The sequence below is a fragment of the Cellulomonas sp. PS-H5 genome, from assembly GCF_019265565.1.
Taxonomy (GTDB): domain Bacteria; phylum Actinomycetota; class Actinomycetes; order Actinomycetales; family Cellulomonadaceae; genus Cellulomonas.
In genome coordinates, this window is record NZ_JAHVCI010000012.1 from 14,411 (window position 1) to 36,324 (window position 21,914).

The following is a 21,914-nucleotide window of genomic DNA, read 5'->3' on the forward strand; positions in this document are numbered from 1 at the left end:
GGCTCGGCCTGCGTCGAGGCTACGTGCCGTCCGCGGGCGGAACCATCCCGGGAGCAGCGCGAGGCGCTGTGACGAGGGTCACACGGCCGGTCGCAGGGCGGGCACCGCCCGCACCTCGCCGCGCGCCCTCAGCGGGCCGCGACCGCCGCCAGCCGCTCGACCGCCGCCGCGATCCGCTCGTCCGTCCCCGTCAGCGCCACCCGCACGTGCCGCGGGGCGCCGTAGAACGAGCCGGGCGCGACCAGGATGCCGTGCTCCGCCAGCCGGCCGACGGTGGCCCAGCAGTCGTCGTCGCCCCCGGCCGGCCGCGCCCACAGGTACAGGCCCGCCGCGGACCGGTCGACGACGAGGCCCGCGCCCACGAGGGCGCCGAGCAGCGCCGAGCGCCGGGCGCGGTACCGCTCGCGCTGCTCGGCCACGTGCGCGTCGTCGCCGAGCGCGACGGTCATCGCCGCCTGCACCGGGGCCGGCACGATCATGCCGACGTGCTTGCGGGTGGCGAGCAGGTCGGCGACCAGCGCCGGGTCGCCCGCGGCGAACGCCGCGCGGTAGCCCGCCAGGTTCGACTGCTTGGACAGCGAGTACAGCGCCAGCAGACCCGACACGTCGCCGCCGGTGACCCGCGGGTCCAGCACGCTCGGCACGCCCGCGGTCGCCCAGGGCTCGTCCCAGGCCAGCTCGGCGTAGCACTCGTCCGACGCCACGACGACGGGCCGGCCGGTGCGCGCGGCCGCGGCGCGGGCGGCCTCGACCACCGCGCGCAGCTCGTCCACGCCCAGCACCCGGCCGTCCGGGTTGCCCGGCGAGTTCAGCCAGACCAGGCGCACCCGGTCGCCGTCCGGCCCCGCGAGCAGCGCCGCCGGGTCGTCGGTCGCGACCGGCTCCGCGCCGGCCAGGCGCGCGCCCACGTCGTACGTCGGGTAGGCCGCGGACGGGTGCACGACGAGGTCGCCCTCGCCGAGGCGCAGCAGCGCGGGCAGCAGCGCGACGAGCTCCTTGGAGCCGACGGTCGGCAGCACGCCCGCCGGGTCCAGCCCCGGGACGCCGCGACGGCGCGCGTACCAGGCGACGACGGCGTCGCGCAGCGCGGGGGTGCCCCAGGTCTGCGGGTAGCCCGGCGCGTCGGACGCGTCCGCCAGCGCGCGCCGCACCACCTCGGGCGTCGGGTCCACCGGCGTGCCCACGGACAGGTCGACGATGCCGTCCGGGTGCGCGCGCGCCCGGTCGCCGTACGCCGTCAGGGTGTCCCAGGGGAAGTCCGGCAGCGCGCCGGTGTGCAGGCCCACGCGCCTACTCGCCGTGCACCTGGAGCGGCAGCGTCGCGATGACGGGGTGGTCCTTCTCGATGACGCCCATCTTGGCCGCGCCGCCGGGCGAGCCCAGGTCGTCGAAGAACTCGACGTTGGCCTTGTAGTACTCGCTCCACTGCTCGGGGACGTCGTCCTCGTAGTAGATGGCCTCGACGGGGCAGACCGGCTCGCAGGCGCCGCAGTCGACGCACTCGTCGGGGTGGATGTACAGCGAGCGCTTGCCCTCGTAGATGCAGTCGACCGGGCACTCCTCGATGCACGCCTTGTCCTTGACGTCCACGCAGGGCTGGGCGATCACATACGTCACGGTGTCCTCCACACGCCCCGGCCTCGGCGGTCGGGCGCGGTCCGGGTCGGCTCGGGCTGGCTGCTCCTAGTATCGCTCACCTGCGCACGACCGGCGCAGCAGGGCACGAGGAGACGGGGACCACACGTGAGCGGCGACGACGCGAGCCCCGGCACGGGTCCCGGCACGGGCACCTCGGCCGACGCCCCCTGGCGCGCCTGGCGGGCCGGCCAGCGGGTGGTCGTCCGCCGCCGGCTGCCCGCCGGGGAGCCGCAGCCCTACACCGACGTGCTCGGCGACCTGGTGGCGGTGGACGACGACGGCGTCACCGTCCGGACGCGCCGCGCGGGGGACGTCCGGGTGCCGGGTGCGGAGATCGCGCTGGGCAAGGTCGTGCCGCCCGCGCCGGAGCGGCGCCCGCGGCGCTGAGCGGGGCATCCCGCCTGCGCGGCGGCGCGGCTCAGCCCGCCGGTGCGGCCGTGGCCGGGTCCGGCCCGCACACCACCTTGTTCTGCGCCTTGTACGTCCACGTCGACGGCTCGACCGCCACGACCTCGCCGTTGAGCTTGATCGTCCGGGTGTTCGTGATCCGGAAGCCCGGGTTGCCCGCGGACTGCGGCGAGCACGTCGCCGACTGCGAGTAGACCGTGGTCGGCTGGACGACGTTCGTCTTGGGGCCGGCCTCGGAGGTCACCTCGAAGTACGGGGTGCTCCAGATCTTCACCCACGTCTTGCCGTCCGCGACGTACGCCTGGACGAGCGCGCCGTAGGGTGTCGTGTTCTTCCACCGCATGTCGAGCGTGCCGGTGAATAGCGTCGCCTCGCGGCCGGCCGGGTACCGGGTGAACCACTCGGAGTGCGGCTTGTGCTCCACGTCCTCCATGCCGGCGAAGTACGCCGCGTTGTACGTGGTCGTGGACAGCTGCGAGAGCCCGCCGCCCCACGCGTCCGTGTGCTCCCCGCTGACGATCGCGCCCGCGGTGGTGAACCCGTGGGCGGCGTCGATCGGGCCGAGCGCGTCGGTGAGGCTGAACGTCTCCCCCGGCCGGATCAGCGTGCCGGAGATCGCGGCCGCGCCGGCGGCGATGTTCTGGGTGCGCCGGGGCTCGGACGTCAGCGGGGTGGAGAACTCCGAGACGACCGTGGTCACGCCGAGGGCCTGCAGCGCCTCGGTGGTCTGCGCCGGGTCGGACTCGACGAGCTCGACCGGGGCGTTCCGCTGGTCCGCCTGGGTCGCCGCCGCCACGGCCGTCGCCAGCGCCGCGGGGTCCAGCGTGGTGCCGGGGGTGCCCGGCACGATCACCGGGGCGCCGTCCTGGAACTCGAACCGCGCGTCCGAGGCGGTGGTGAGCAGGTCCGTCGAGCGGGCGAGCACCGCCTCGGACAGGGCGGCGCCGTCCATCTGGAGCACCAGCTCGTCGTCCTGCGGCACCATCGACGCTGTCGCCGCGAGCACGTCGACGGGCAGCTCGACGGTCTGCCCCGCGACCTGGACCGCGACGGGGGCCGCCACGACCCGCGACGCCACCTCCTGCAGGGCCGCGTCGGTCGCCTCCTGGGTGATCGTGGGGGCGACCACCTCGGTGGCGAGCTCGAGCGGGCGGGCCGCGGTCAGCCAGGTGTCGACCAGCGTGCTGCGCACGGCGTCGTCGTCCAGGGCCCAGCCGTCCTCGGCGGCGACCGCGTGCGCCTCGCCGTCCGCGAACGCGATCGAGCCGTCGACGGGCGCGAGGGTGAGCGAGCCCGACAGCTGCTCGACCGCGGCGTCCAGCGCCCCCTCGTCGACGACCGTCACCGGCGCCTCGGCTCCGCCGCCCACGACGTGCCGCCACAGCCGCTGGGGGCGCAGGTCCGCGCCCGTGAGCCGGTCCACGGTGGCCGCGGCGTCGAACGTCAGGCCCGCGGTGGCCGGGTCGACGGTGCCGGACATGTCCTGCGCGCTCACCGGCACCGGCTGGGTCGCGAGGTCGCCGAGCTCGTCGGTCAGGGCCTGCTCGGCCCGCGCCGCGGTCATGCCGCCGATCTCGACGCCCGCGACGGTCGTGCCGCGCGGGACGCGGTCGGCCAGGGCGAAGGACGCGCCGACGTAGGCGCCCGCGAGCACCACGACGATCCCGCCGACGACCAGCGTCGGGCGCAGCCAGCGCCGCGGACGCTCGGGCTCGAACTCGTCGAGCGGGGACCACGACTCGGTGGGACCCTCGCCGTCCACGACGGGCTCGGTGCCCTCCGCGCTGCCCTTCGCCATCCAGCTCCCCCTCGCGAGTGCGCGACGCCGGGTACGAGGGCGCCGCGACCGCCGATTCTACGGCCGCCACCCGTGGCCGGCCCGTGACGTGGGCCCGGTTTGGCCGGGTTCCGAGGTCACGACTTCGCAACGGTGCCCGACGGGTCCACGCCCGACCGCCCCGAGGGCGCGCGCCGGGGCCGGCGCGCCGGTCAGCGCAGCCCGCGCACCCGGCGGCGCAGGTGCACCAGCGAGCCCGCCGCGGGGTCGCCCTCGCGCGACTCGAGCACGTGCGCCAGCACCACGTCGTGGTCCCCCGCCGGCACGATCTGCGCGGTCCGGCACTCGAACCACGCGGCCGCGCCCTGCACCCAGGCGGCGCCCGATCGCGGCGCCGCGACGTGCGGCACCCGCGCCAGCTGCCCCACGGCGGGGCGCCCGGGCGAGGCGAGCCAGTCGGCGACCGGCGCCTGGTCGTCCGCGAGCACGCTCACCGCCCATGTGTCGACCTCGTCGAGCGCGTCGCGCAGCCGCGCGTCCTGGTGCACGCAGAGCAGCAGCATCGGCGGCTCGAGCGAGACCGACGTCAGCGCCGAGGCCGTCATCGCGTGGTCGGTGCCCTTCCAGCGCACGGACACGACCACGACGCCCGCGGGCAGCCGGCCCATCGCGGCGCGGAAGGCGTCCGTGGCCGCGGCGTCGGCGGCCGTGGCGCCCGCGGCGCCGCCCGACCCGTCGCCGTAGAGCGGGTCGACCTCGGTCACGGGGTGCTCGGCCCGCGGCGCAGCGGCACGTCCGCGAACCAGCGGCGCGGCGCCAGGGCCACCGCCAGCGCGACCACGAGCGCCCCGAGCGCCCAGGTCCAGCCGAGCGCGGCGTCCCCGCCCGGCACCAGCACGTCGCCGCCCGGCCCGAACCCGGACAGCACCTGGACGCTGCCGAACAGCCCCACCAGCAGCCCGACCGACGCCACCCAGCCGCCCCAGGCGCGCACCGTCACCGACGCGGCCAGCACGAGCAGCAGGCAGACGACGACGCCCCAGGGCCGCACCGACCGGTGCATGACGGTGCCGACGGCGCCCACGAGGACGCCGAGCAGCAGGGCGCCGAGGGCGCGGAGGACCATCCGGGGCGTCAGGGGCTGCACGCGCGCCAGGCTACCCCGCGCGGCTCAGGGCAGCGGGAGCGGGGCGGCCGGGGCGCGGCCCGGGGCCCAGGCGTACGACTCCCGGGGCAGGACCGGGGCGAGCACGAGGTTCGACAGGGCGTAGCAGGCCACGGCGTCCGGGTGGTCGAGCGGCGTGACCGCCTGGACCTGGGTGGCGTGCGCGCGCAGCGCGGCGAGCACGCGGTCCCGGACGGGAAGCACGTCGACGACGAGGTCCCCGGGCGCGTCGGTCGCGACCGACGGCAGCGGGCCCGCCGGGTCGGGCGGCTCGAGCGGGCCCTCGCGGGTCGCCCGGCGGTCGTCCGCGGCGGCGGACAGGACGGCCCGGGCGGTCGGGTCGGCGGCGAGGGCGGCGTACCCCGCGCGCAGGGCGGCCGCGGGGGCCACGGCCCACGCGACGGCGGGCGCCCAGCCGTCGGCGCGCGTGGCCGAGGTGTCGCTCGAGGCCGCCCCGTCTCCCGCGGCCAGCTCAACCGCGCGCATCGTGATCGCGTGCGCGCGCACGTGGTCCGGGTGCCCGTACCCGCCGCCCGGCTCGTAGGTCACGACCAGGTCCGGCCGTCGTTCCCGCAGCAGCCCGGCCAGCCGCCCCGCGGCGACGTCGAGCGGCACGCCCACGAGCGCGCCGTCGGGCACCTCCCCCGCGGCCCCGGCGCGCCCGGTCCCGACCCAGCTCATCCCGGAGTCCTCGTACCGCGCACCCGGCACCCCCTGCGCCGAGCGGGCAGACGACGTCCCCTCGACGGACGCGGAGGGGACGTCGTCTGCCCGCTCGGCGGGGTCGGCCCCCCGCGCCCCCCCCCCCCCCCCGCCGCGGGGGGGGGGGCTCGGCCCCCCCCCCCCTCGGCGGGGTCGGCGAGGTCAGCGAGGTCGGCCGGGAGCGGGAGAGCGTCGAGGAAGTGCTGGGTCGCGCCCAGGGACGCGACCGCCGCGGCCAGCTCGCGCTCGCGGTGCCGCGCCAGCGCCTCGCCGTCGCCCTCCAGGGCCGCCCACCGCGCGCCGATCACCTCGCCGCGCTCGCCGCGGGTGCACGTGACGACGGTGGCCGGGAGCCCGGCCGCGGCCCAGGTGGCCAGCAGCGCGCCCGTCGACAGCGTCTCGTCGTCCGGGTGCGCGTGCACCGCGAGCACGCCACCCGTGCGGGTCGGCGTGCTCGCGGTGTCGGACATGCGCGCGGGTGTCAGGCGCGCTTGGTGCGGGCCACGGCCCGGGCGCGCTCCGTCTGGTCCAGGATCACCTTGCGGATGCGGACGACCTCGGGGGTCACCTCGACGCACTCGTCCTCGCGGGCGAACTCCAGCGACTCCTCGAGGGTCAGGTGCCGCGGCGGCACCAAGTTCTCGAAGTTGTCGGCCGTGGAGGAGCGCATGTTGGTGAGCTTCTTCTCCTTGGTGATGTTGACGTCCATGTCCTCGGCGCGGGAGTTCTCGCCGACGATCATGCCCTCGTAGACCTCCTGCGTCGGGTCGACGAAGAACGACCCGCGCTCCTGCAGGTTGATCATCGCGAACGGCGTCACGGCGCCGGCGCGGTCGGCGACCAGCGAGCCGGCGACCCGGGTCTCGATGGGGCCGGCCCAGGGCTCGTAGCCCTCGGCGATCGACGACGCGATGCCGGTGCCGCGGGTGTCGGTGAGGAACCGGGTGCGGAAGCCGATGAGGCCGCGCGACGGGACCAGGAACTCCATGCGGACCCAGCCGGTGCCGTGGTTCGACATCGTCTCCATGCGGCCCTTGCGCTGCGCGAGCAGCTGCGTGACGGCGCCCAGGTACTCCTCGGGCACGTCGATCGTCATGCGCTCGACCGGCTCGTGCACCTTGCCGTCGATCTTCTTGGTGACGACCTGGGGCTTGCCGACGGTGAGCTCGAAGCCCTCGCGACGCATCTGCTCGACGAGGATCGCCAGGGCGAGCTCGCCGCGGCCCTGGACCTCCCAGGCGTCGGGGCGGTCGGTCGGGACGACGCGGAGCGACACGTTGCCGATGAGCTCCGAGTCGAGGCGGTCCTTGACCTGGCGGGCGGTGACCTTGTGGCCCTTGCCGCCCTTGCCGGCCAGCGGCGAGGTGTTGATACCGATGGTCATCGAGATCGCCGGGTCGTCGACCGTGATGAGCGGCAGCGGCCGCGGGTCGTCGGGGTCGGTCAGGGTCTCGCCGATGGTGATGTCGGCGATGCCCGCGACCGCGACGATGTCGCCGGGGCCGGCCTTCTCGGTGGGGACGCGGTCGAGCGCCTTGGTCTCGAGCAGCTCGGTGATGCGGACGTTCTGCATCGTGCCGTCGTGCCGCGCCCAGGCCACGGTCTGGCCCTTGGTGAGCTCGCCGTTGAAGATGCGGAGCAGCGCGAGCCGGCCGAGGAACGGCGAGGCGTCGAGGTTGGTGACGTGCGCCTGCAGCGGCGCGCCCTCGGTGTACGTCGGCGCCGGGATCTTCTCGAGGATCGTCTGGAACAGCGGCTCCAGGTTCTCGGAGTCCGGCAGGCCGCCGTCGGCGGGCTGGGTCAGCGAGGCGCGGCCGGCCTTGGCGGCGGCGTACACGACCGGGACGTCGAGGATCGCGTCGAGGTCCAGGTCCTCGACCTCGTCGTGCAGGTCGGACGCCAGGCCCAGCAGCAGGTCGGTCGCCTCGGCGACGACCTCGGTGATCCGGGAGTCCGGGCGGTCGACCTTGTTGACGACCAGGATGACCGGGAGCTTCGCGGCCAGCGCCTTGCGCAGCACGAACCGGGTCTGGGGCAGCGGGCCCTCGGACGCGTCGACGAGCAGCACGACGCCGTCGACCATCGACAGGCCGCGCTCGACCTCGCCGCCGAAGTCGGCGTGGCCCGGGGTGTCGATCACGTTGATCGTGATGCCACCCGGCTCGCCCACCGCGGCCGCCGCGGGGCCGGCGTACCGGACCGCGGTGTTCTTCGCGAGGATGGTGATGCCCTTCTCGCGCTCGAGGTCGCCCGAGTCCATCGCGCGCTCGTCCACGTGGGCGTGCGCACCGAAGGCGCCGGACTGGTGGAGCATCGCGTCGACCAGCGTGGTCTTGCCGTGGTCGACGTGCGCGACGATCGCGACGTTGCGCAGGTCGCCGCGCACGCGCGTGCCCGTGGGCGAGGTGGGCACAGTCATGTCAGGACTCGTTTCCGCGAGGAAGTGGGGAGATGAGGGGCGCGACGACGTCGAGCGCCGATCGATTGTACGCGCACGCGCGCCCCGGCACGAGGAGGGGTCGTGCCGGGGCGCGCGTGGGTGGTGCTGCCAGGAGGGGTCAGACCCCGTCGGAACCCCCGCGCGGGCGGATGTTGCCCTCGTACCGGCCCGCGTTGGTGACCTGCTCGTCCTCGAACGCCTGGACGCGCTGCCCGTCGGCCACCGCGTGCTCGGCCGCCGTGGTGCCGGCCGGCGCGGCCGCGGCCAGCAGCCGGTCCCGCTCCTCGCGGCGCAGCTTCTGCTCCGCCGGGTTCGGCACAGGGACGGCGGCGAGCAGGCGCCGGGTGTAGTCCTGCTGCGGCGAGCGGAGGATCTGCTCGCGCGGGCCGACCTCGACCAGGTCGCCCTTGCTCATCACGGCGATCCGGTTCGACAGGATCTCGACGACCGCGAGGTCGTGGCTGATGAACAGGCAGGCGAACCCGTACTCGCGCTGCAGCTCCTGGAACAGCTCCAGCACGCGCGCCTGCACCGACACGTCGAGTGCGGAGGTCGGCTCGTCGGCGATGAGCAGCTTGGGCGACAGGGCCAGGGCGCGGGCGATGCCGACGCGCTGGCGCTGGCCGCCGGACAGCTCGTGCGGGTAGCGGTTCCGCATGGCGCGGGGCAGGTGCACCCGGTCCAGCAGGGACTCGACCCGGCGGTCCAGGTCGGCGCCCGAGGCGATCTTGTGCAGCTTGAGCGGCTCGCCGATGGACTCGCCGATCGGCAGGCGCGGGTTCAGCGAGGAGCCCGGGTCCTGGAACACGATCGAGACGTCCTGGCGGACGGCGCGCAGGTCCTTCGGCTTGATGCCGGCCAGCTCGACGCCGTTGACGGAGAGCGAGCCGCCGGCCACCGGGAGCAGGCCGACCGCGGCGCGGCCGACGGTGGTCTTGCCGGAGCCGGACTCGCCGACCAGGCCGACGACCTCGCCCTTGCCGATGGTCAGGTCGATGCCGTTGATGGCGCGGAACGCGGGGACGCGACCGCGGCCCGGGTACTCGATGACCAGGCCCTTGGCCTCGAGCGCGAAGCCCGGGGCGGCGGCGGGCGCGGCGGTGCCGAACGGGTCGACGCCCGCGCGCTCGGTGACCTGCACGGTGCCCTCGGCCTCGGCGACCGGGTGCTCGCCGTGCAGGCCCTGGGCGGCGTACGTCTCGGAGCCGAGGTGCGGGACGGCGTCGAGCAGCTGGCGGGTGTACTCGTGCTGCGGGCGGTTGAACACCTCGTCCGCCGAGCCCGACTCCACGACGCGGCCGTTCTTCATCACCATGACGCGGTCGGACAGGTCCGCGACCACGCCCATGTCGTGGGTGATGAGGATGATGCCGGCGTCGACGCGGTGCCGCAGGTCGCGCATCAGCTTGAGGATCTCGGCCTGGACGGTGACGTCGAGGGCCGTGGTCGGCTCGTCCGCGATGAGCAGCTTCGGCTCGCAGGCGAGCGCCTGGGCGATCATCGCGCGCTGGCGCTGGCCGCCGGAGAGCTGGTGCGGGTACTTGTCGACCGACTCCTCCGGGTTCGGCAGGTCGACCAGGCGCAGCAGCTCGATCGCGCGCTCGCGCGCCTGCTTCGGGGTCATGTCGAAGTGCACGCGCAGGGTCTCGATGATCTGGAACCCGACGGTGTACACCGGGTTCAGCGCCGTCATCGGCTCCTGGAAGATGACGGCGACCTCGTTGCCGCGCACCCTGCTGAGCTGCTTGTGGTTCAGCCCGAGCAGCTCGCGGCCCGCGAGCTTCGCCGAGCCGGACGAGCGGCCGTTCGGGGGCAGCAGGCCGATCAGCGACATCGACGACTGAGTCTTGCCGGAGCCGGACTCGCCGACGATCGCGAGGACCTCGCCCGGGCGGACGTCGTAGCTGACGTCCTGGGCGGCCGGGAACCACTCGCCGTCGACGAAGAACTCGACCGTGAGGTCGCGGACCTCGAGGATCGGCGCCTTGGCGCCGGGGGCCGGGGTGCCCGGGCCGCCGGGGGCGGTGGCGAAGTCAGTGGACACGGTTCACGAGATCCTTCCGTGGGACGACCCGATGTGGGCGGGCCGCGCGACGTCGAGAGGGGCGGTCGTCCGCTGGTCTGGGACGATGGCCGCATGGTCTCGGCGGACGTGGTGGAGTACAGACCGGCCTTCGGCCGGGTTCTGGCGGTGGTCGTGGCGGTCCTGGGCCTCGGTGGCCTCGTGACCGGGCTGGTGGCCGACGCAGAGGCCACGTGGCCCTACGTGGCACCGGTGGTGCTGGTCGTGCTCTGGGTCTGGGCGGCCTACTGGCGCCCGGCCGTGCTGGTCAGCCCCGCGGGCGTCGAGCTCCGGAACGTCACCCGGACGATCGAGCTGCCCTGGCCGACGATCCAGCGGGTCGACACCCGCTACGCGCTCACGCTGCACACCGCCTACGGCGACTACGCCGCGTGGGCGGCGCCGGCGCCGAGCCGGGCCCGGGTGGCCACCGCCGGCAAGGACGACGTGGCGAACCTCCCCGGCTCGACCTACGGCCCCGGCGGCACGGTGCGCCCCGGCGACCTCGCGTCGAGCGCCTCCGGCCAGGCGGCCATCATCGTGCGGGCCCGCTGGGAGGAGCTGCGCGACGCGGGCGTCCTGGACGACCCCCGCCTCGAGCGCGCGACCCCGCGGGTCCGCTGGCACGCCGGCACGCTGGCCGCGATCGCCGTGCTGATCGCGGCCAGCGTGCTGACCGTGGCGCTCTGACACGTCAGGCCCGCGCCGCGGCCCGCGCCTGGGACTTGGCCTTGCGCGCGTCCGCACGGGCCAGGGCCCGCCTGGTCGGGATGCGCCGCTGCCGCGGGTCGAAGGCGTCCCGCAGGCCGTCACCGATGAAGTTCACGCACAGCGCGATCGTCACGATGAACAGGCCGGGCCACCAGAACAGCCAGGGCCGCGTGGCGAACGCGGTCTGGTACTCGTTGATCAGCTGGCCCAGGGAGACCTCGGGGCTGTTGATGCCGAAGCCCAGGTAGGACAGCGCGGTCTCCAGCAGGATCGCCGAGGCCATGAGCAGCGTCGCGTTGACGATGATCACGCCGACGGCGTTCGGCAGGATGTGCTTGAACATGATCCGGCCGTTCGACGCGCCGGCCACGCGGGCCGCGTCCACGAACTCCCGCTCGCGCAGGGTGAGGAACTGGCCGCGCACGAGTCGCGCCATGTTCGTCCACGACACCAGCGACAGGGCGATGGCCAGCGACCAGGGGTTCGCGCCGCCGACCAGCACGCCGAGGATGGCGCCGATCATGATGACCGGGATCGTGATGATCATGTCGGTGAACCGCATGAGCAGGTCGTCCAGGCGGCCGCGGAAGAACCCGGCCGCGGCGCCGACCAGCACGCCGATCGTGGTCGACAGCAGGCCGATGACGACCATGACCGTCAGCGACTGCTGCGTGCCGCGCATGACCAGGGCGAAGCCGTCGTGGCCGATGTTGTCCTGGCCGAACGGGTGGTCGCCGAACTGGAACGAGCCGTTCTCGAAGCCCATCGTCGGGGCGCCGCCGGCGTTCACGATGTCGCTGGTCTCGCGGTAGCCGTACTTCCACCAGCCGGGGATCGGGCCCCAGCCGATGGACGTGGTCACCAGGATGACGACGCCGAGCAGGACGATCGCGGAGATCATCGCGCCGCGGTGCCGGAGGAACCGCCGCAGGACGATGCGGCCCTGCGAGAGGCCCTCGACCTCCTTGAGCTCGATCGCGTTCTCGGTGTTCTCGACCGCGGCCTTCGGGTCGGTGATGCCCTCGTTCGGCTCGAGGGGAGGAGTGATGCTCATGAGTTCACCCGGATCCGGGGGTCGAGCGCCGCGTACACGAAGTCGACGACGATGTTGGCGAGGACGAGGAGCGTGCCGGTCACGAGGAAGTACCCCATGATCGGGTCCGCGTCCTTGGCGCCGAGGGACTTGATGAACAGCGCGCCCATGCCGCTCCACGAGAAGATGCGCTCGGTGATGATCGCGCCGCCGAACAGGGCCGCGATGTCGAGCGGCACGACGGTGGCGAGCGGGATCAGCGCGTTGCGGAAGGCGTGCCGCGTGGTGACGACCCGCTCGGACAGGCCCTTGGCCCGCGCCGTGCGGATGTAGTCCTGGTTCATCACCTCGAGCAGGCTCGCCCGGGAGTACCGGGTGTAGCTCGCGAACGAGATGAGGATCAGGGCGATCGTCGGCAGGATCAGGTGCGTGAACTTGTCGAGCGACTCCACCCAGAAGTCGCCGGACAGGCCCGGCGTCTGCGACCCGATGGTCGCGATCGGCCGGCCGTTGATCTGCGAGGCGTTCGAGTACGGGTACCAGACCGCCATGACGCGGTCGACGAACAGCAGCACGCCGACGCCGATCGCGGTGACCGCGGCGGCACGCATCGAGACGACGCGGTCGTAGCCGCCGAACAGGTAGCCGACCACAAGGCCCACCGCGAGGGCGGCGACGGCGAGCAGCGCCATCAGGCCCCAGCTCGCGTTCACGAACGCGTACTGCAGCGGGTAGTAGAGCGCGGCGCCGATCGCGGCGGTGGTGAGGGACGCGTACAGCGCGCGGCGGTTCTGCAGGCCGGCGGTGAGCGCCACGATGCCGAACGCGATGCCCACGCCGAGGGCGAGGACGCCCACCAGGCCGAGGCTCGGGTTCAGCAGCCAGCCCGTGTTCGAGATGAACAGCAGCGCGGCGGCCGTCGCGACGACCGCGGCACCGAACGACACCCAGCGGGTGCGCGTCGTGCCGCCGATGATCGACGACCACAGCACGCCGGAGATCACGGACAGCAGGGCGATCCACAGCGGCGGGACGTGCGGGTTCGCCAGGAAGTCGTTGAAGCCGATGGCGCCCCAGAGCTTGAGGAGCACGGCGACCCAGAAGGACGGCAGCGAGTACAGGACGAACGACATGAACGTCACGCTGTAGTCGAAGCGCGTGTACTGGCGCAGGGCCGACACGATGCCGACGAGGACGCCGAGGCCGATCGCGAGGAACGTCGACGCGGCGACGAGCTGGACCGTGCTCGGGATCGCGGAGCTCAGCAGGGCGGACACCGGCTGCCCCGTGACCCAGCTGGAGCCGAGGTCACCGGTGAGCAGCGAGCCCAGCCACTTGAAGTACCGGATCACCGGCGGGGTGTTCAGGTCCAGCGCCTGGATCCGTGCCGCGATCAGCGCCTCCTTGTTGGGGGCGGTGCTGGTCCGCAGCTCCTCGAGGGGGTCGAGGGAGTACGCGAGGAGCATGTAGACGATGAACGTCGCTCCGAGCAGCACGATCGCGGACGACACGAGGCGTCGCCCGAGGAACGTCAGGGTGGGCGCCGCGTTCCTGAACCAGGAACGGCGGGCCGTGACCGGTGCGTCGGGCGCGGAGCGCGCGCCGGAGGCACGGGTCGTCACAGAGGTGGCCATGGGGTCCTTGCCTCACGGGAAGGGGGGTACTCGCAAAGCGCAAGTGTAGGCACTCCCGGTAGGGGTGCTGCGCCTCGGGCCGGGGTCGGCCGTGAGTGCCGCTACGGCTGTGGTACTAGGGGGCACGGCAACGGGGGTACCGCGGTGGCCGCGGTACCCCCGTGCCGGCGTCGCTCCTCGCGGAGCGTCAGTGCTGCGTCGGCAGCGTCACTCGGTCTCGGTCGCGCTCGGCGCGTCGAGGGAGTCGGACGCGCTGATCTCCCAGTCCCAGTAGTTCCAGAAGATGGTCGGCGAGAGCGCGATGGTCGAGACGCCCTGGAGGACGTCACGGTGCGCGACCACACCGGGGAACTGGAAGATGTTGACGCCGAAGGCGTCCGCGTTCAGCTGCTTCTCGATGTCGATCGTCAGCTGGGTCTCGACGTCGGCGTCCGTGTTCGTGGACATCTGGCCGTACAGCTCGTCGATGGCCGGGTTCGAGTAGCCACCGAAGTTGTTGACGCCGTCGGTGATGTAGTTCGCCTCGGAGTTCAGGGCGAACGTGTTGGTCGACTGCCACCCGAAGAGCGAGGCGTCGTAGGTGCCGCCACCGAGCAGCGAGGACCAGTTGTCGTCACCGTTGTCGATGACGTTGAAGCCGGCCTGCGACGCGGACTGCGCGATGAGCTGGTACTCGTTCGCACGGCGCACGTTGGACTTGCCGTAGAGGAAGCGCACGTCCACCGGGGTGGTCACGCCGGCCTCGGCGAGCAGGGCCTTGGCGCCCTCGATGTCGACGTCCGTCCAGAGCGAGGAGTCGTTGTTCGCGACGACCTCGTCGTAGTTCGGGGAGCCCGGGACCACGGTGAAGGAGTCACGCGTGGTGGCGTCCTCCTGCAGCGGCTGGATGAGCTTCTCGATGATCTCCTGGCGCGGGATCGTCTTGAGGAACGCCTGGCGGACCTTGAGCGCCTTGTCGGCGTCGCCGCCGTAGGCCGCCGGGTCGAACGGGCCGCCGTTGTTGAACGTCAGGTCGACGTGCTCGTACGTGCCCTCCTGCTCGGTCGAGTAGGAGACGCCGTCGATGCCCTCGAGGGTGGCCAGCACGTCCACGGAGGACTGCGGGGCGATCAGGTCGACCTCACCGTTCTGGAGCGCGGTGACCGCGGCCAGCGGGTCCTCGGTGTAGCGGATCGTGATCGAGTCCACCTTGGGCTCCGGGCCCCAGGTGTAGTCGGGGTTCTTCGTCAGCGTGACGTACTGGTTCTCGACGTAGTCCGAGATGATGTACGCGCCGTACGAGAGGTAGAGACGCTCGTCGTCCGGCAGCGACGTGAAGTTGAACCCGTTGTTCCAGGTCTCCGAGATCGGGGCCAGGGCCGCCGCGTCGTTGTTCTTGAACGCGTCGATCAGGGCGTTCTTCGCCTCGGTCGGGTCGTCGATGCCGAGCGCGATCTCCGCCACGGCGTGCGCCGCGATCGGGGACGGCTGGCTCATCGAGACCTCCCAGTCCGAGCGGGGCTCGGTGTAGTGGAAGGTGACCGACTTGTTGTCGTCGCTGATCTCCGGGAACTCGGTGATCAGGTTCATCGCCGGGGAGGACGAGTCGAAGTAGACCGAGCCCTCCGGCGCGGTGACCGAGCCGTCGTCGCCGGACTCCACGTCGTCACCGGAGGCGGTGTCGAACATGTCGTTCTGCGCGCCCCACCAGAGGATCATGTCGGCCGCGTCGACGGGCTCGCCGTCGGACCACGTGACGCCGTCGTTGATCGTGTACTTGACGACCAGCGGGTCCTCGGACTCGACCTCGTACGTCCCGAAGTCCTCGTTCTTCGCGAGGTTCAGGTCGCCGTCGTAGTAGTTGAAGAACGAGGTCATCAGGTAGATGACGTTCGCGTTCGCGGTCGCGTTGCCGTTCGACGTGAGGTTGTTCGTCGAGAACATCGGCTGGTTCCAGCTGACGTTGACCGACGTCGTCTCGTCGATCTCGCTCTGCGGAGCGGGGCTCGAGCACGCCGTGAGCACGAGGGCCCCCGCCGCCACCGCAGCCGCCGCGGCGCTGATTCGCCTGATCTTCAATGTTCCTCCTGTGAAGGTGGCGCCCGCCCGTCCTCGCGCCGCGTGGGCCGACCTGGCGAGGTCGTCCCGAGCGCGGCAGACGTGCGGTCCCGCCGTGGATGGGGCAACGCTAGTGACCCCAGTCAGGACAAATCGGACACATCCCCCCGCAGCGGGCGATCGTTACCGGATCGATACTGAGCAGTAGTGTCCAGCATTCAAGACGGAACACGCCGGTAACCTCGCGGAAACATGCGTGTCGGAGCGCCCGTCCTCGACGGGCGCCCTCGGCAGGGGCCTCCGGCTCAGCGCGGAACCACGGCCCTGTGCTATGGGGGCGGCCTGCCGACCGCCGGTCCCCCGCGCGACGACCTCGTCGTCCCCGCGCGCGGTGTGACGAGGATCGCACGCCGCGCCGGTTCCGGCACCTCGACGCCGGCCGGGCGCGACGGGGCCGCCCGGCCCGGGCGGGCGGGGCGGCCCCGTGGGCGGCCCGGCGGCCGCGGGACCTCAGACCGCGGCGGCGACGCGCACCGCCTCGACGTTGAGGATGTTCCCGTCCGGGTCGGCGAACCACACGGACCGCATCGGCCCGTCGGTCAGCACGCCGTCGGACCAGGAGCCGGACGGCAGCTCGAACGTCTGGAACTCGATCCCGCCGGAGCGCAGCGCCGCGACCTCCTGCTCGAAGGCCTCGTCGGCGACCTGGAACGTGACGGCCGTCGCCTGGTTGGTGCCGGCGTAGGACGACGGGTAGACGAGCATCCCGCCGGACTTCGTGCCGTAGACGACGCCGGTCATCTCCTCGGCGTCGCTGAACCCCGGCAGCTCCAGCTTCCGGAAGCCCAGGGTCTGCTCGTAGAACTGGCGCGCACGGCCCAGGTCCCGCACGGCGAGGCAGGGCATCGCGGGGTGGTCGGACAGCATCGTCGCCTCCAGCGCGGGTCGGCCGACGGTCGACCGACCGGCGCCGCGAGCGTACGGCGACTGGGTCGCAGCGGGGTCGCAGCGCGAGTGCCGGGCGCCGGTGGGGTCAGCCCCGCGCGCGGCGGCGGTAGGCGCGCGCCTTCATCACGTCGCCGCACTCGTCCATCGAGCACCAGCGGCCCGACCGGTTGCGGGACGCGTCGTGGTAGACCCACTGGCAGTCCGGGTTCGCGCAGGCCTTGAGCCGGGCCCACTCCCCCGTCGCGACCGACCGGTGCAGCGCGGCGAGCACCCCGCCGACCAGCACCGCGTCCGGGTCCGCGCCGGGCGCGGGCGCGAGGGCGAGCCCGCCGCCGGACGCCGGGTCGCCGGGCGCGACCACGAGCGGGTACCGCGCCGCGAGCGCGCCCAGCGCCGTCGCGTCGCCCCCGCCGAGGTAGCCGCGCAGGACGTCGCGGGCCTCGACCAGCGCCCGCGGCCCCGCCCCGCGGAGCCGGTCGACGCCGTGGAACCGGTCGTCGGTGTTGAGCAGCGCGCGCAGGCCCTCCGTCGCGGTGGGCGCCACGCCGGGCGCGGTCCCGCGCACGACCCAGGCGTCGAGCGGGTCGGACCCCTTGACGGCGGACATGCCCCTGAGGATAGTCGTCACCGCCGTTCGGCAATAGCCGGTGACGCCCGCAGGGGCGGCGTCACCGGCGCCGGGCGCCACCTCCCCGGACCAGCCACCGAGCGAGAGCGAGCCGACGATGACCGCGACCACCGACCGTCCCGGGTGCGACACCTCCGACCTGCTGCACATCCACGCGCTGTTCCGCCGGGCGTTCGGCGACGCACCGGGCCTGGTCCGCGGCGTCCCGGACGGCGACGTCGCCCGGATGCGCGTCGTCGCCGCGCACGTCCGCGAGGTGGCGACGGGGCTGCACCACCACCACGAGGGCGAGGACCTCCTGCTGTGGGACCGCCTCGAGCAGCGCTCCCCCGCCTGCGCGCTGCACGTCGGCCTGATGCGCGCGCAGCACGCGGACGTCGCCGGGCTGCTGCGCGACCTGGACGCCGCGCTGCCCGCCTGGGAGGCGGGGGCGGCCGCCGGCGCGCGCGACGAGGTGGCCCGGGTGCTGGACGAGCTGCAGGCGCTGCTCGTGCTGCACCTCGGCCAGGAGGAGGACCGCATCCTCCCGACGGCGTCGAGCGTGCTCAGCCAGCGGGAGTGGGACCAGCTGCACGAGCACGGCATGGCCTCGGTCCCGCGCAGCCGGATGCTCCTCCAGCTCGGCTGGATCCTGGACGCCGTGCCGGAGCCCGAACGGGCCGGCTGGCTCCGCACCAACCTGCCCGCCCCCGCCCGGCTGCTGTGGCGCACGGTCGGGCGGCGGCGGTTCGCGGCGCACCGCGCGCAGGTCTACGGCGTGCGGTGACGAGTCCGCCGCGGTAACCCCGGCCGGGTGAGGACGGCCGCTCCGGCGGCTCCCTAGCGTGAGGTCCGTCGCCGGAGACGGCGCGGAGAGGGGGGCACCATGTCCGCGGAGACCGCACGCACCACCGGCGAGCCCGCGCCGCGGCACCGGGCGGCGACGGCCCCGGACGCCGGCGTCGCCGTCGACGGCACCCCCGCCACGAACGGCACCCCGGCCGGCGACGGCCGCGCGGGCGACGCCCCCGAGCCGCCGCCCGCCGACGCGGTGCCGGCCCGCACCCCGGTGCCGGCGGCCCAGTGGATCTCCTGGGTCGCGCTCGCGATGATGACCACCAGCTCGGTGGCCAGCCTGCGCGCGGCGCCGACGATGGCGATCTACGGGCTCGCGGCCGTGTTCCTCTACGTCGTGCCGGCCATCGTGTTCCTGCTGCCGACCTCGCTGGTGTCCGCCGAGCTCGCGTCCGGGTGGAAGGGCGGCGTCTACAACTGGGTCTCCGAGGGCATCTCGAAGCCGGCCGGCTTCCTCGCCGTCTGGTGCCAGTTCGCGATGACGATCTTCTACTACCCGACGCTCCTCGGGTTCGTCGCGAGCACGCTGGCGTACGTCATCAACCCCGACCTCGCGACGAGCGGCGTGTGGACCGCCGCGGTCATCGTCGTCGTCTACTGGAGCGGCGTGTGGGTGTCGTCCCGCGGCACCAAGGCGATCGCGGGGCTCGCGTCCGGCGGCCTCATCATCGGCACCCTGATCCCCGGGATGCTGCTCGTGACCCTCGGCGTCGTGTTCCTCGGGCAGGGCAACCCGTCGGCCGCGCCGATGGACGCCGAGCACCTGCTGCCCGCCTGGGCCGGCCTGTCGAGCCTCGTGCTGATCGTGAACAACTTCCTGTCCTACTCGGGCATGGAGATGAACGCGGTGCACGTGTCCTCGCTGCGCAACCCCGGGCGCGAGTTCCCGCGGTCGATGTTCCTCGCGATGGGGATGGTGCTGCTCATCTTCATCCTGCCCGCGCTGGCCATCTCCTGGTTCGTCCCCGCGGAGGAGCTGTCGCTCACCGCCGGGATCATGCAGGCCTTCGACGCGGTGTTCGCCCAGTTCGGCTGGCAGTGGCTCACGCCGGTCATCGGGGTCATGCTCGTGACGGCGTCGGTCGCCGGGATGCTCACCTGGCTCGCCGGGCCGTCGAAGGGCCTGCTGCTGATCTCCCGGCAGGAGGGCTACCTCCCGCCGTTCCTGCAGCGGCTGAACAAGAACGGCGTGCAGCAGAACATCCTGGTCACCCAGGGCGCGATCACCACCCTCATCGCCCTCGGGTACGCGCTGATCCCCTCGGTGTCGAGCGCGTACTGGGTGTTCTCGGTGATCACCACGCAGGTCTACCTGATCATGTACCTGCTCATGTTCGTGGCCGCGGTGCGGCTGCGGCGGCTGCACGCGGACCACCCGCGGGGGTACCGGGCCCCGATCATCCGCACGCTGTGCGGCGTCGGGTTCGTCGCCTCGGCCGCGGCGCTGCTCGTCGGCTTCGTCCCGCCGTCCCAGCTCGGCACCGGCAGCCCGTGGGTCTACGTCCTCGTCGTCGGCGGCGGCGCCCTCGGCCTCGGCCTGCTCGTGCCGTTCCTGTTCTACCGGCTCCGCAAGCCCTCGTGGCGGCTCGCGGAGGCGCAGCAGCCGGAGGTGAGCGCGCCATGACCGTGCCCGTCGAGACCTCGACCCGCCGCGAGCGCGGCTGGGTCTACGGGGTGAGCATCGCGGTCCTCGCGGTGCTGGTGCTCATCGCCGTGCTGTCGTTCCGCTCCGCCCGGCAGGAGGCCGAGGCGCAGGAGAAGGCCCAGGAGCTGGTCGACGCCATGGCCGCCGCCGGCGCCGAGCACCTGCCGTCCGCCGACCGGGTCGCCGCCGTGCTCGGCACCGACGGCGGGGTCGCGTGCAGCGACCCGGCGTCCGCGCTGGGCCAGGCCGCGATCTTCGCCGGCCTCTCCAACGGCGCGACCGGCCCGGGCTACCGGCCGACCATCGCGGAGAGCCGGGCCGTGCGGGCCGAGCTGCTGATCGTGGGGGTCTACTGCCCGGAGCACCTGGAGGACGTGCAGGCGATCGTCGACGACCTGGACCTCGCCGAGTCCGACTGAGCCGCCGCGCGGACCCGTCAGGATCGGAGAAGCACCGCGCCGACCCCCGCTCCTACGGTGGGCTCACGCACCGCACCCCCGCCGAGCAGGAGGCACCGAGCATGGCCGAGACCCGCGAGTCCACCGCGAACTTCACTGCCGAGGAGCGCGCCGCGATGCAGGAGCGCGCCGCCGAGGTCCGCACCGCCCGCAAGCGCGGCAAGGCCGGCGGCGACCCGGAGGCCGAGCTGCTCGCGAAGATCGCCGAGCTCCCCGACGACGACCGGGCGATGGCCGAGCGGATCCACGCGATCGTGCGGGAGGTCGCCCCTGGGCTCACGCCGCGCACCTGGTACGGGATGCCGGCCTACGGCGCGACCAAGGCCGTGCTGTTCTTCCAGCCCGCGTCGAAGTTCAAGGCCCGGTACGCGACGCTCGGGTTCAACGACGACGCCCGGCTCGACGACGGCGGGATGTGGCCGACCGCGTACGCGCTGACCCGGGTCGGGGACGCCGAGGAGGCGGCGATCCGGGAGCTCGTGCGGCGGGCCGCCGGGGAGGGGTGAGCGCGGTCGGTCGTGCCGCTCACGCCCCGAGGAGCGCGAGCGGCACGACCGCAACCCCGTCGCGGCGACGGTAGGCCGTCGTCCCCGTGGTCACGACGACGAGGTCGGCGACCAGGTCGGGCAGCCGCTCGCGCAGCCACAGCAGGTGCCGCACGTCGACGTCCGTCACGGCCGGCGCGAGCTTCACCTCGACGCCGACCACCCTCCCGTCGTCGCCCTGCACGACCAGGTCGACCTCGTGGTCGCCCGACCCGGTCCGCAGGTGGTGCACCGTCGCCTCGGCCGCCTGCGCGGCGACCCGCACCCCGAGCGTGACGAGCGACTCGAACAGCGGGCCAGTCATGTGCACACCCGCCGGGCCGAGCAGCGAGTCCGCCGAGAGGCCGAGGAGCCGGGCCGCCAGGGCGGGGTCGGCCAGCTGGTGCTTGGGCGCCTGCTGCAGGCGCGAGATCGGGTTGTTCGCCGGGATCCAGCCCGGCACCGGGTCCAGCAGCCACAGCCGGGTGAGGTGGTCGCGGTAGGCGATCGTGGTCGTCTTGGCGGGCTGGGTGCCGTCGCCCCCGGTCGTCGCGTCGAGCAGGCGCGAGTACGCGGTGGTGGTGGAGGAGGCCGCGCCGTACGCGGCCAGCCAGCGCCGGAGGGTCTCCGGACGACGCACCGAGAAGCCGAGGTCGGGCAGGTCACGGTCGACGACGCGCTGGAGGTAGGCGTCGAGCAGACCGCGGCGCACGCGCGGCGCGCTCGTCCTGACCCCGGGCAGGCCGCTCTCGACGATCGCCTCGGCGTAGTCGCGGAGAGAGGTCGTCGACTCGCCCGCGACGGTCGCGCCCCCGGCCAGCAGGGCCGCGAGGGACACGGTCGGCTCCACCACGCCCCGCTCGTGGAGCGCCATCGGCCGCATCCGCAGCGAGAGGATGCGGCCGGCACCGCTGTGCGTGCCGGCGCCGTCGACCGGGGTCGCGGAGCCCGTGAGGAGGAACCGGCCCGGCGGCGCGCCGGCGTCCACCTGGCGGCGCACCGCGTCCCACACCTGCGGGATCCGCTGCCACTCGTCGAGGAGCACGCCCCCGGGCGGGGGCGTGGACAGCGTGGGGTCGGCCGCGGCCACCTGCCGCTGGGCCGGGTCGTCGAGGAACCAGGCGGTCGTCGCGCGCCGGAGCGCGGTGGCGGTCTTCCCCACGCCCTTGGGGCCGTCGAGGGCGATCGCGGCCGCGTGCGGGAGAAGCGCGGACAGCTCGGCGTCGACGGTCCTGGTGAGGTACTCCACGGTCCGCACGCTACCGCTCGC

The 21,914-nt window shown here is 73.8% G+C and carries 21 protein-coding genes; 6 read left to right on the top strand and 15 right to left on the bottom strand.

What is annotated here, in order from left to right:
* Positions 1 to 128: 128 nt before the first annotated feature.
* Positions 129 to 1,286 (bottom strand): succinyldiaminopimelate transaminase, encoded by a 1,158-nt coding sequence (dapC, locus tag J5O08_RS07085; RefSeq protein ID WP_218706186.1) that lies wholly within the window; start codon positions 1,284 to 1,286, stop codon positions 129 to 131.
* A 4-nt stretch (positions 1,287 to 1,290) separates the two neighbouring features.
* Positions 1,291 to 1,617 carry a ferredoxin gene (gene fdxA / locus J5O08_RS07090; RefSeq protein WP_147795850.1) on the bottom strand — a complete coding sequence of 109 codons (327 nt, stop codon included), beginning with the start codon at positions 1,615 to 1,617 and terminating at the stop codon, positions 1,291 to 1,293.
* A 126-nt stretch (positions 1,618 to 1,743) separates the two neighbouring features.
* Here fdxA and J5O08_RS07095 point away from each other — a divergent pair, with 126 nt between their 5' ends.
* Positions 1,744 to 2,025 carry a hypothetical protein gene (locus J5O08_RS07095; protein WP_255589437.1) on the top strand — a complete coding sequence of 94 codons (282 nt, stop codon included), beginning with the start codon at positions 1,744 to 1,746 and terminating at the stop codon, positions 2,023 to 2,025.
* A 31-nt stretch (positions 2,026 to 2,056) separates the two neighbouring features.
* Here the strand turns inward: J5O08_RS07095 and J5O08_RS07100 are convergent, their stop codons facing one another.
* From J5O08_RS07100 to J5O08_RS07130, 7 genes are all read right to left on the bottom strand, one after another.
* Complete coding sequence (locus J5O08_RS07100) at positions 2,057 to 3,844, bottom strand: VanW family protein (RefSeq protein WP_218706187.1); 1,788 nt, start codon at positions 3,842 to 3,844, stop codon at positions 2,057 to 2,059.
* A gap of 191 nt (positions 3,845 to 4,035) precedes the next feature.
* Entirely contained in the window at positions 4,036 to 4,587 is a 552-nt protein-coding gene (locus tag J5O08_RS07105) for a flavin reductase family protein (RefSeq protein ID WP_308281449.1), read from the bottom strand.
* Positions 4,584 to 4,970 (bottom strand): hypothetical protein, encoded by a 387-nt coding sequence (locus J5O08_RS07110; protein ID WP_218706188.1) that lies wholly within the window; start codon positions 4,968 to 4,970, stop codon positions 4,584 to 4,586. The genes J5O08_RS07105 and J5O08_RS07110 overlap by 4 nt, the downstream gene beginning before the upstream one ends.
* A gap of 24 nt (positions 4,971 to 4,994) precedes the next feature.
* Complete coding sequence (locus tag J5O08_RS07115; RefSeq protein WP_218706189.1) at positions 4,995 to 5,669, bottom strand: PIG-L family deacetylase; 675 nt, start codon at positions 5,667 to 5,669, stop codon at positions 4,995 to 4,997.
* Positions 5,666 to 6,160: a PIG-L deacetylase family protein gene (locus J5O08_RS07120; RefSeq protein WP_218706190.1), complete on the bottom strand. Its 495-nt coding sequence runs from the start codon at positions 6,158 to 6,160 to the stop codon at positions 5,666 to 5,668. Before J5O08_RS07120 ends, J5O08_RS07115 begins: the two co-directional genes overlap by 4 nt.
* 11 nt (positions 6,161 to 6,171) lie before the next feature.
* Positions 6,172 to 8,109, bottom strand: a complete 1,938-nt coding sequence (gene typA, locus J5O08_RS07125; RefSeq protein ID WP_218706191.1) for a translational GTPase TypA — start codon at positions 8,107 to 8,109, stop codon at positions 6,172 to 6,174.
* Positions 8,110 to 8,248: 139 nt separating this feature from the next.
* Positions 8,249 to 10,174 (bottom strand): ABC transporter ATP-binding protein, encoded by a 1,926-nt coding sequence (locus tag J5O08_RS07130; protein ID WP_218706192.1) that lies wholly within the window; start codon positions 10,172 to 10,174, stop codon positions 8,249 to 8,251.
* A gap of 93 nt (positions 10,175 to 10,267) precedes the next feature.
* Here J5O08_RS07130 and J5O08_RS07135 point away from each other — a divergent pair, with 93 nt between their 5' ends.
* A complete protein-coding gene (locus tag J5O08_RS07135) occupies positions 10,268 to 10,882 on the top strand; it encodes a PH domain-containing protein (RefSeq protein ID WP_218706193.1) in 615 nt (204 codons plus the stop codon).
* A gap of 4 nt (positions 10,883 to 10,886) precedes the next feature.
* Here the strand turns inward: J5O08_RS07135 and J5O08_RS07140 are convergent, their stop codons facing one another.
* From J5O08_RS07140 to J5O08_RS07160, 5 genes are all read right to left on the bottom strand, one after another.
* Positions 10,887 to 11,957 carry an ABC transporter permease gene (locus tag J5O08_RS07140; RefSeq protein WP_147795843.1) on the bottom strand — a complete coding sequence of 357 codons (1,071 nt, stop codon included), beginning with the start codon at positions 11,955 to 11,957 and terminating at the stop codon, positions 10,887 to 10,889.
* Positions 11,954 to 13,570 carry an ABC transporter permease gene (locus J5O08_RS07145; RefSeq protein ID WP_217614997.1) on the bottom strand — a complete coding sequence of 539 codons (1,617 nt, stop codon included), beginning with the start codon at positions 13,568 to 13,570 and terminating at the stop codon, positions 11,954 to 11,956. Before J5O08_RS07145 ends, J5O08_RS07140 begins: the two co-directional genes overlap by 4 nt.
* A 207-nt stretch (positions 13,571 to 13,777) precedes the next feature.
* On the bottom strand, positions 13,778 to 15,628 hold the full coding sequence (locus tag J5O08_RS07150) for an ABC transporter family substrate-binding protein (protein WP_217614996.1): 1,851 nt from the start codon (positions 15,626 to 15,628) through the stop codon (positions 13,778 to 13,780).
* A gap of 489 nt (positions 15,629 to 16,117) precedes the next feature.
* Entirely contained in the window at positions 16,118 to 16,534 is a 417-nt protein-coding gene (locus J5O08_RS07155; RefSeq protein WP_218706195.1) for a VOC family protein, read from the bottom strand.
* Between the two features lie 106 nt (positions 16,535 to 16,640).
* A complete protein-coding gene (locus tag J5O08_RS07160) occupies positions 16,641 to 17,162 on the bottom strand; it encodes a CGNR zinc finger domain-containing protein (RefSeq protein ID WP_218706196.1) in 522 nt (173 codons plus the stop codon).
* 118 nt (positions 17,163 to 17,280) lie between these two features.
* On the opposite strand from J5O08_RS07160, the gene J5O08_RS07165 reads away from it, so the two are divergent.
* The 4 genes from J5O08_RS07165 (at position 17,281) to J5O08_RS07180 (ending at position 20,626) form a co-directional block, all read left to right on the top strand.
* On the top strand, positions 17,281 to 17,949 hold the full coding sequence (locus tag J5O08_RS07165; protein ID WP_218706197.1) for a hemerythrin domain-containing protein: 669 nt from the start codon (positions 17,281 to 17,283) through the stop codon (positions 17,947 to 17,949).
* Positions 17,950 to 18,048: 99 nt separating this feature from the next.
* Positions 18,049 to 19,641 carry an APC family permease gene (locus J5O08_RS07170; protein WP_255589438.1) on the top strand — a complete coding sequence of 531 codons (1,593 nt, stop codon included), beginning with the start codon at positions 18,049 to 18,051 and terminating at the stop codon, positions 19,639 to 19,641.
* A complete protein-coding gene (locus J5O08_RS07175; RefSeq protein ID WP_218706198.1) occupies positions 19,638 to 20,081 on the top strand; it encodes a Tfp pilus assembly protein FimT/FimU in 444 nt (147 codons plus the stop codon). The genes J5O08_RS07170 and J5O08_RS07175 overlap by 4 nt, the downstream gene beginning before the upstream one ends.
* A 101-nt stretch (positions 20,082 to 20,182) precedes the next feature.
* On the top strand, positions 20,183 to 20,626 hold the full coding sequence (locus tag J5O08_RS07180) for an iron chaperone (RefSeq protein WP_217614991.1): 444 nt from the start codon (positions 20,183 to 20,185) through the stop codon (positions 20,624 to 20,626).
* A gap of 19 nt (positions 20,627 to 20,645) precedes the next feature.
* Here the strand turns inward: J5O08_RS07180 and J5O08_RS07185 are convergent, their stop codons facing one another.
* The gene (locus J5O08_RS07185; protein WP_218706199.1) at positions 20,646 to 21,893 is read right to left on the bottom strand and encodes an ATP-binding protein; all 1,248 of its coding nucleotides are present in this window, start codon (positions 21,891 to 21,893) and stop codon (positions 20,646 to 20,648) included.
* Positions 21,894 to 21,914 lie beyond the last annotated feature (21 nt).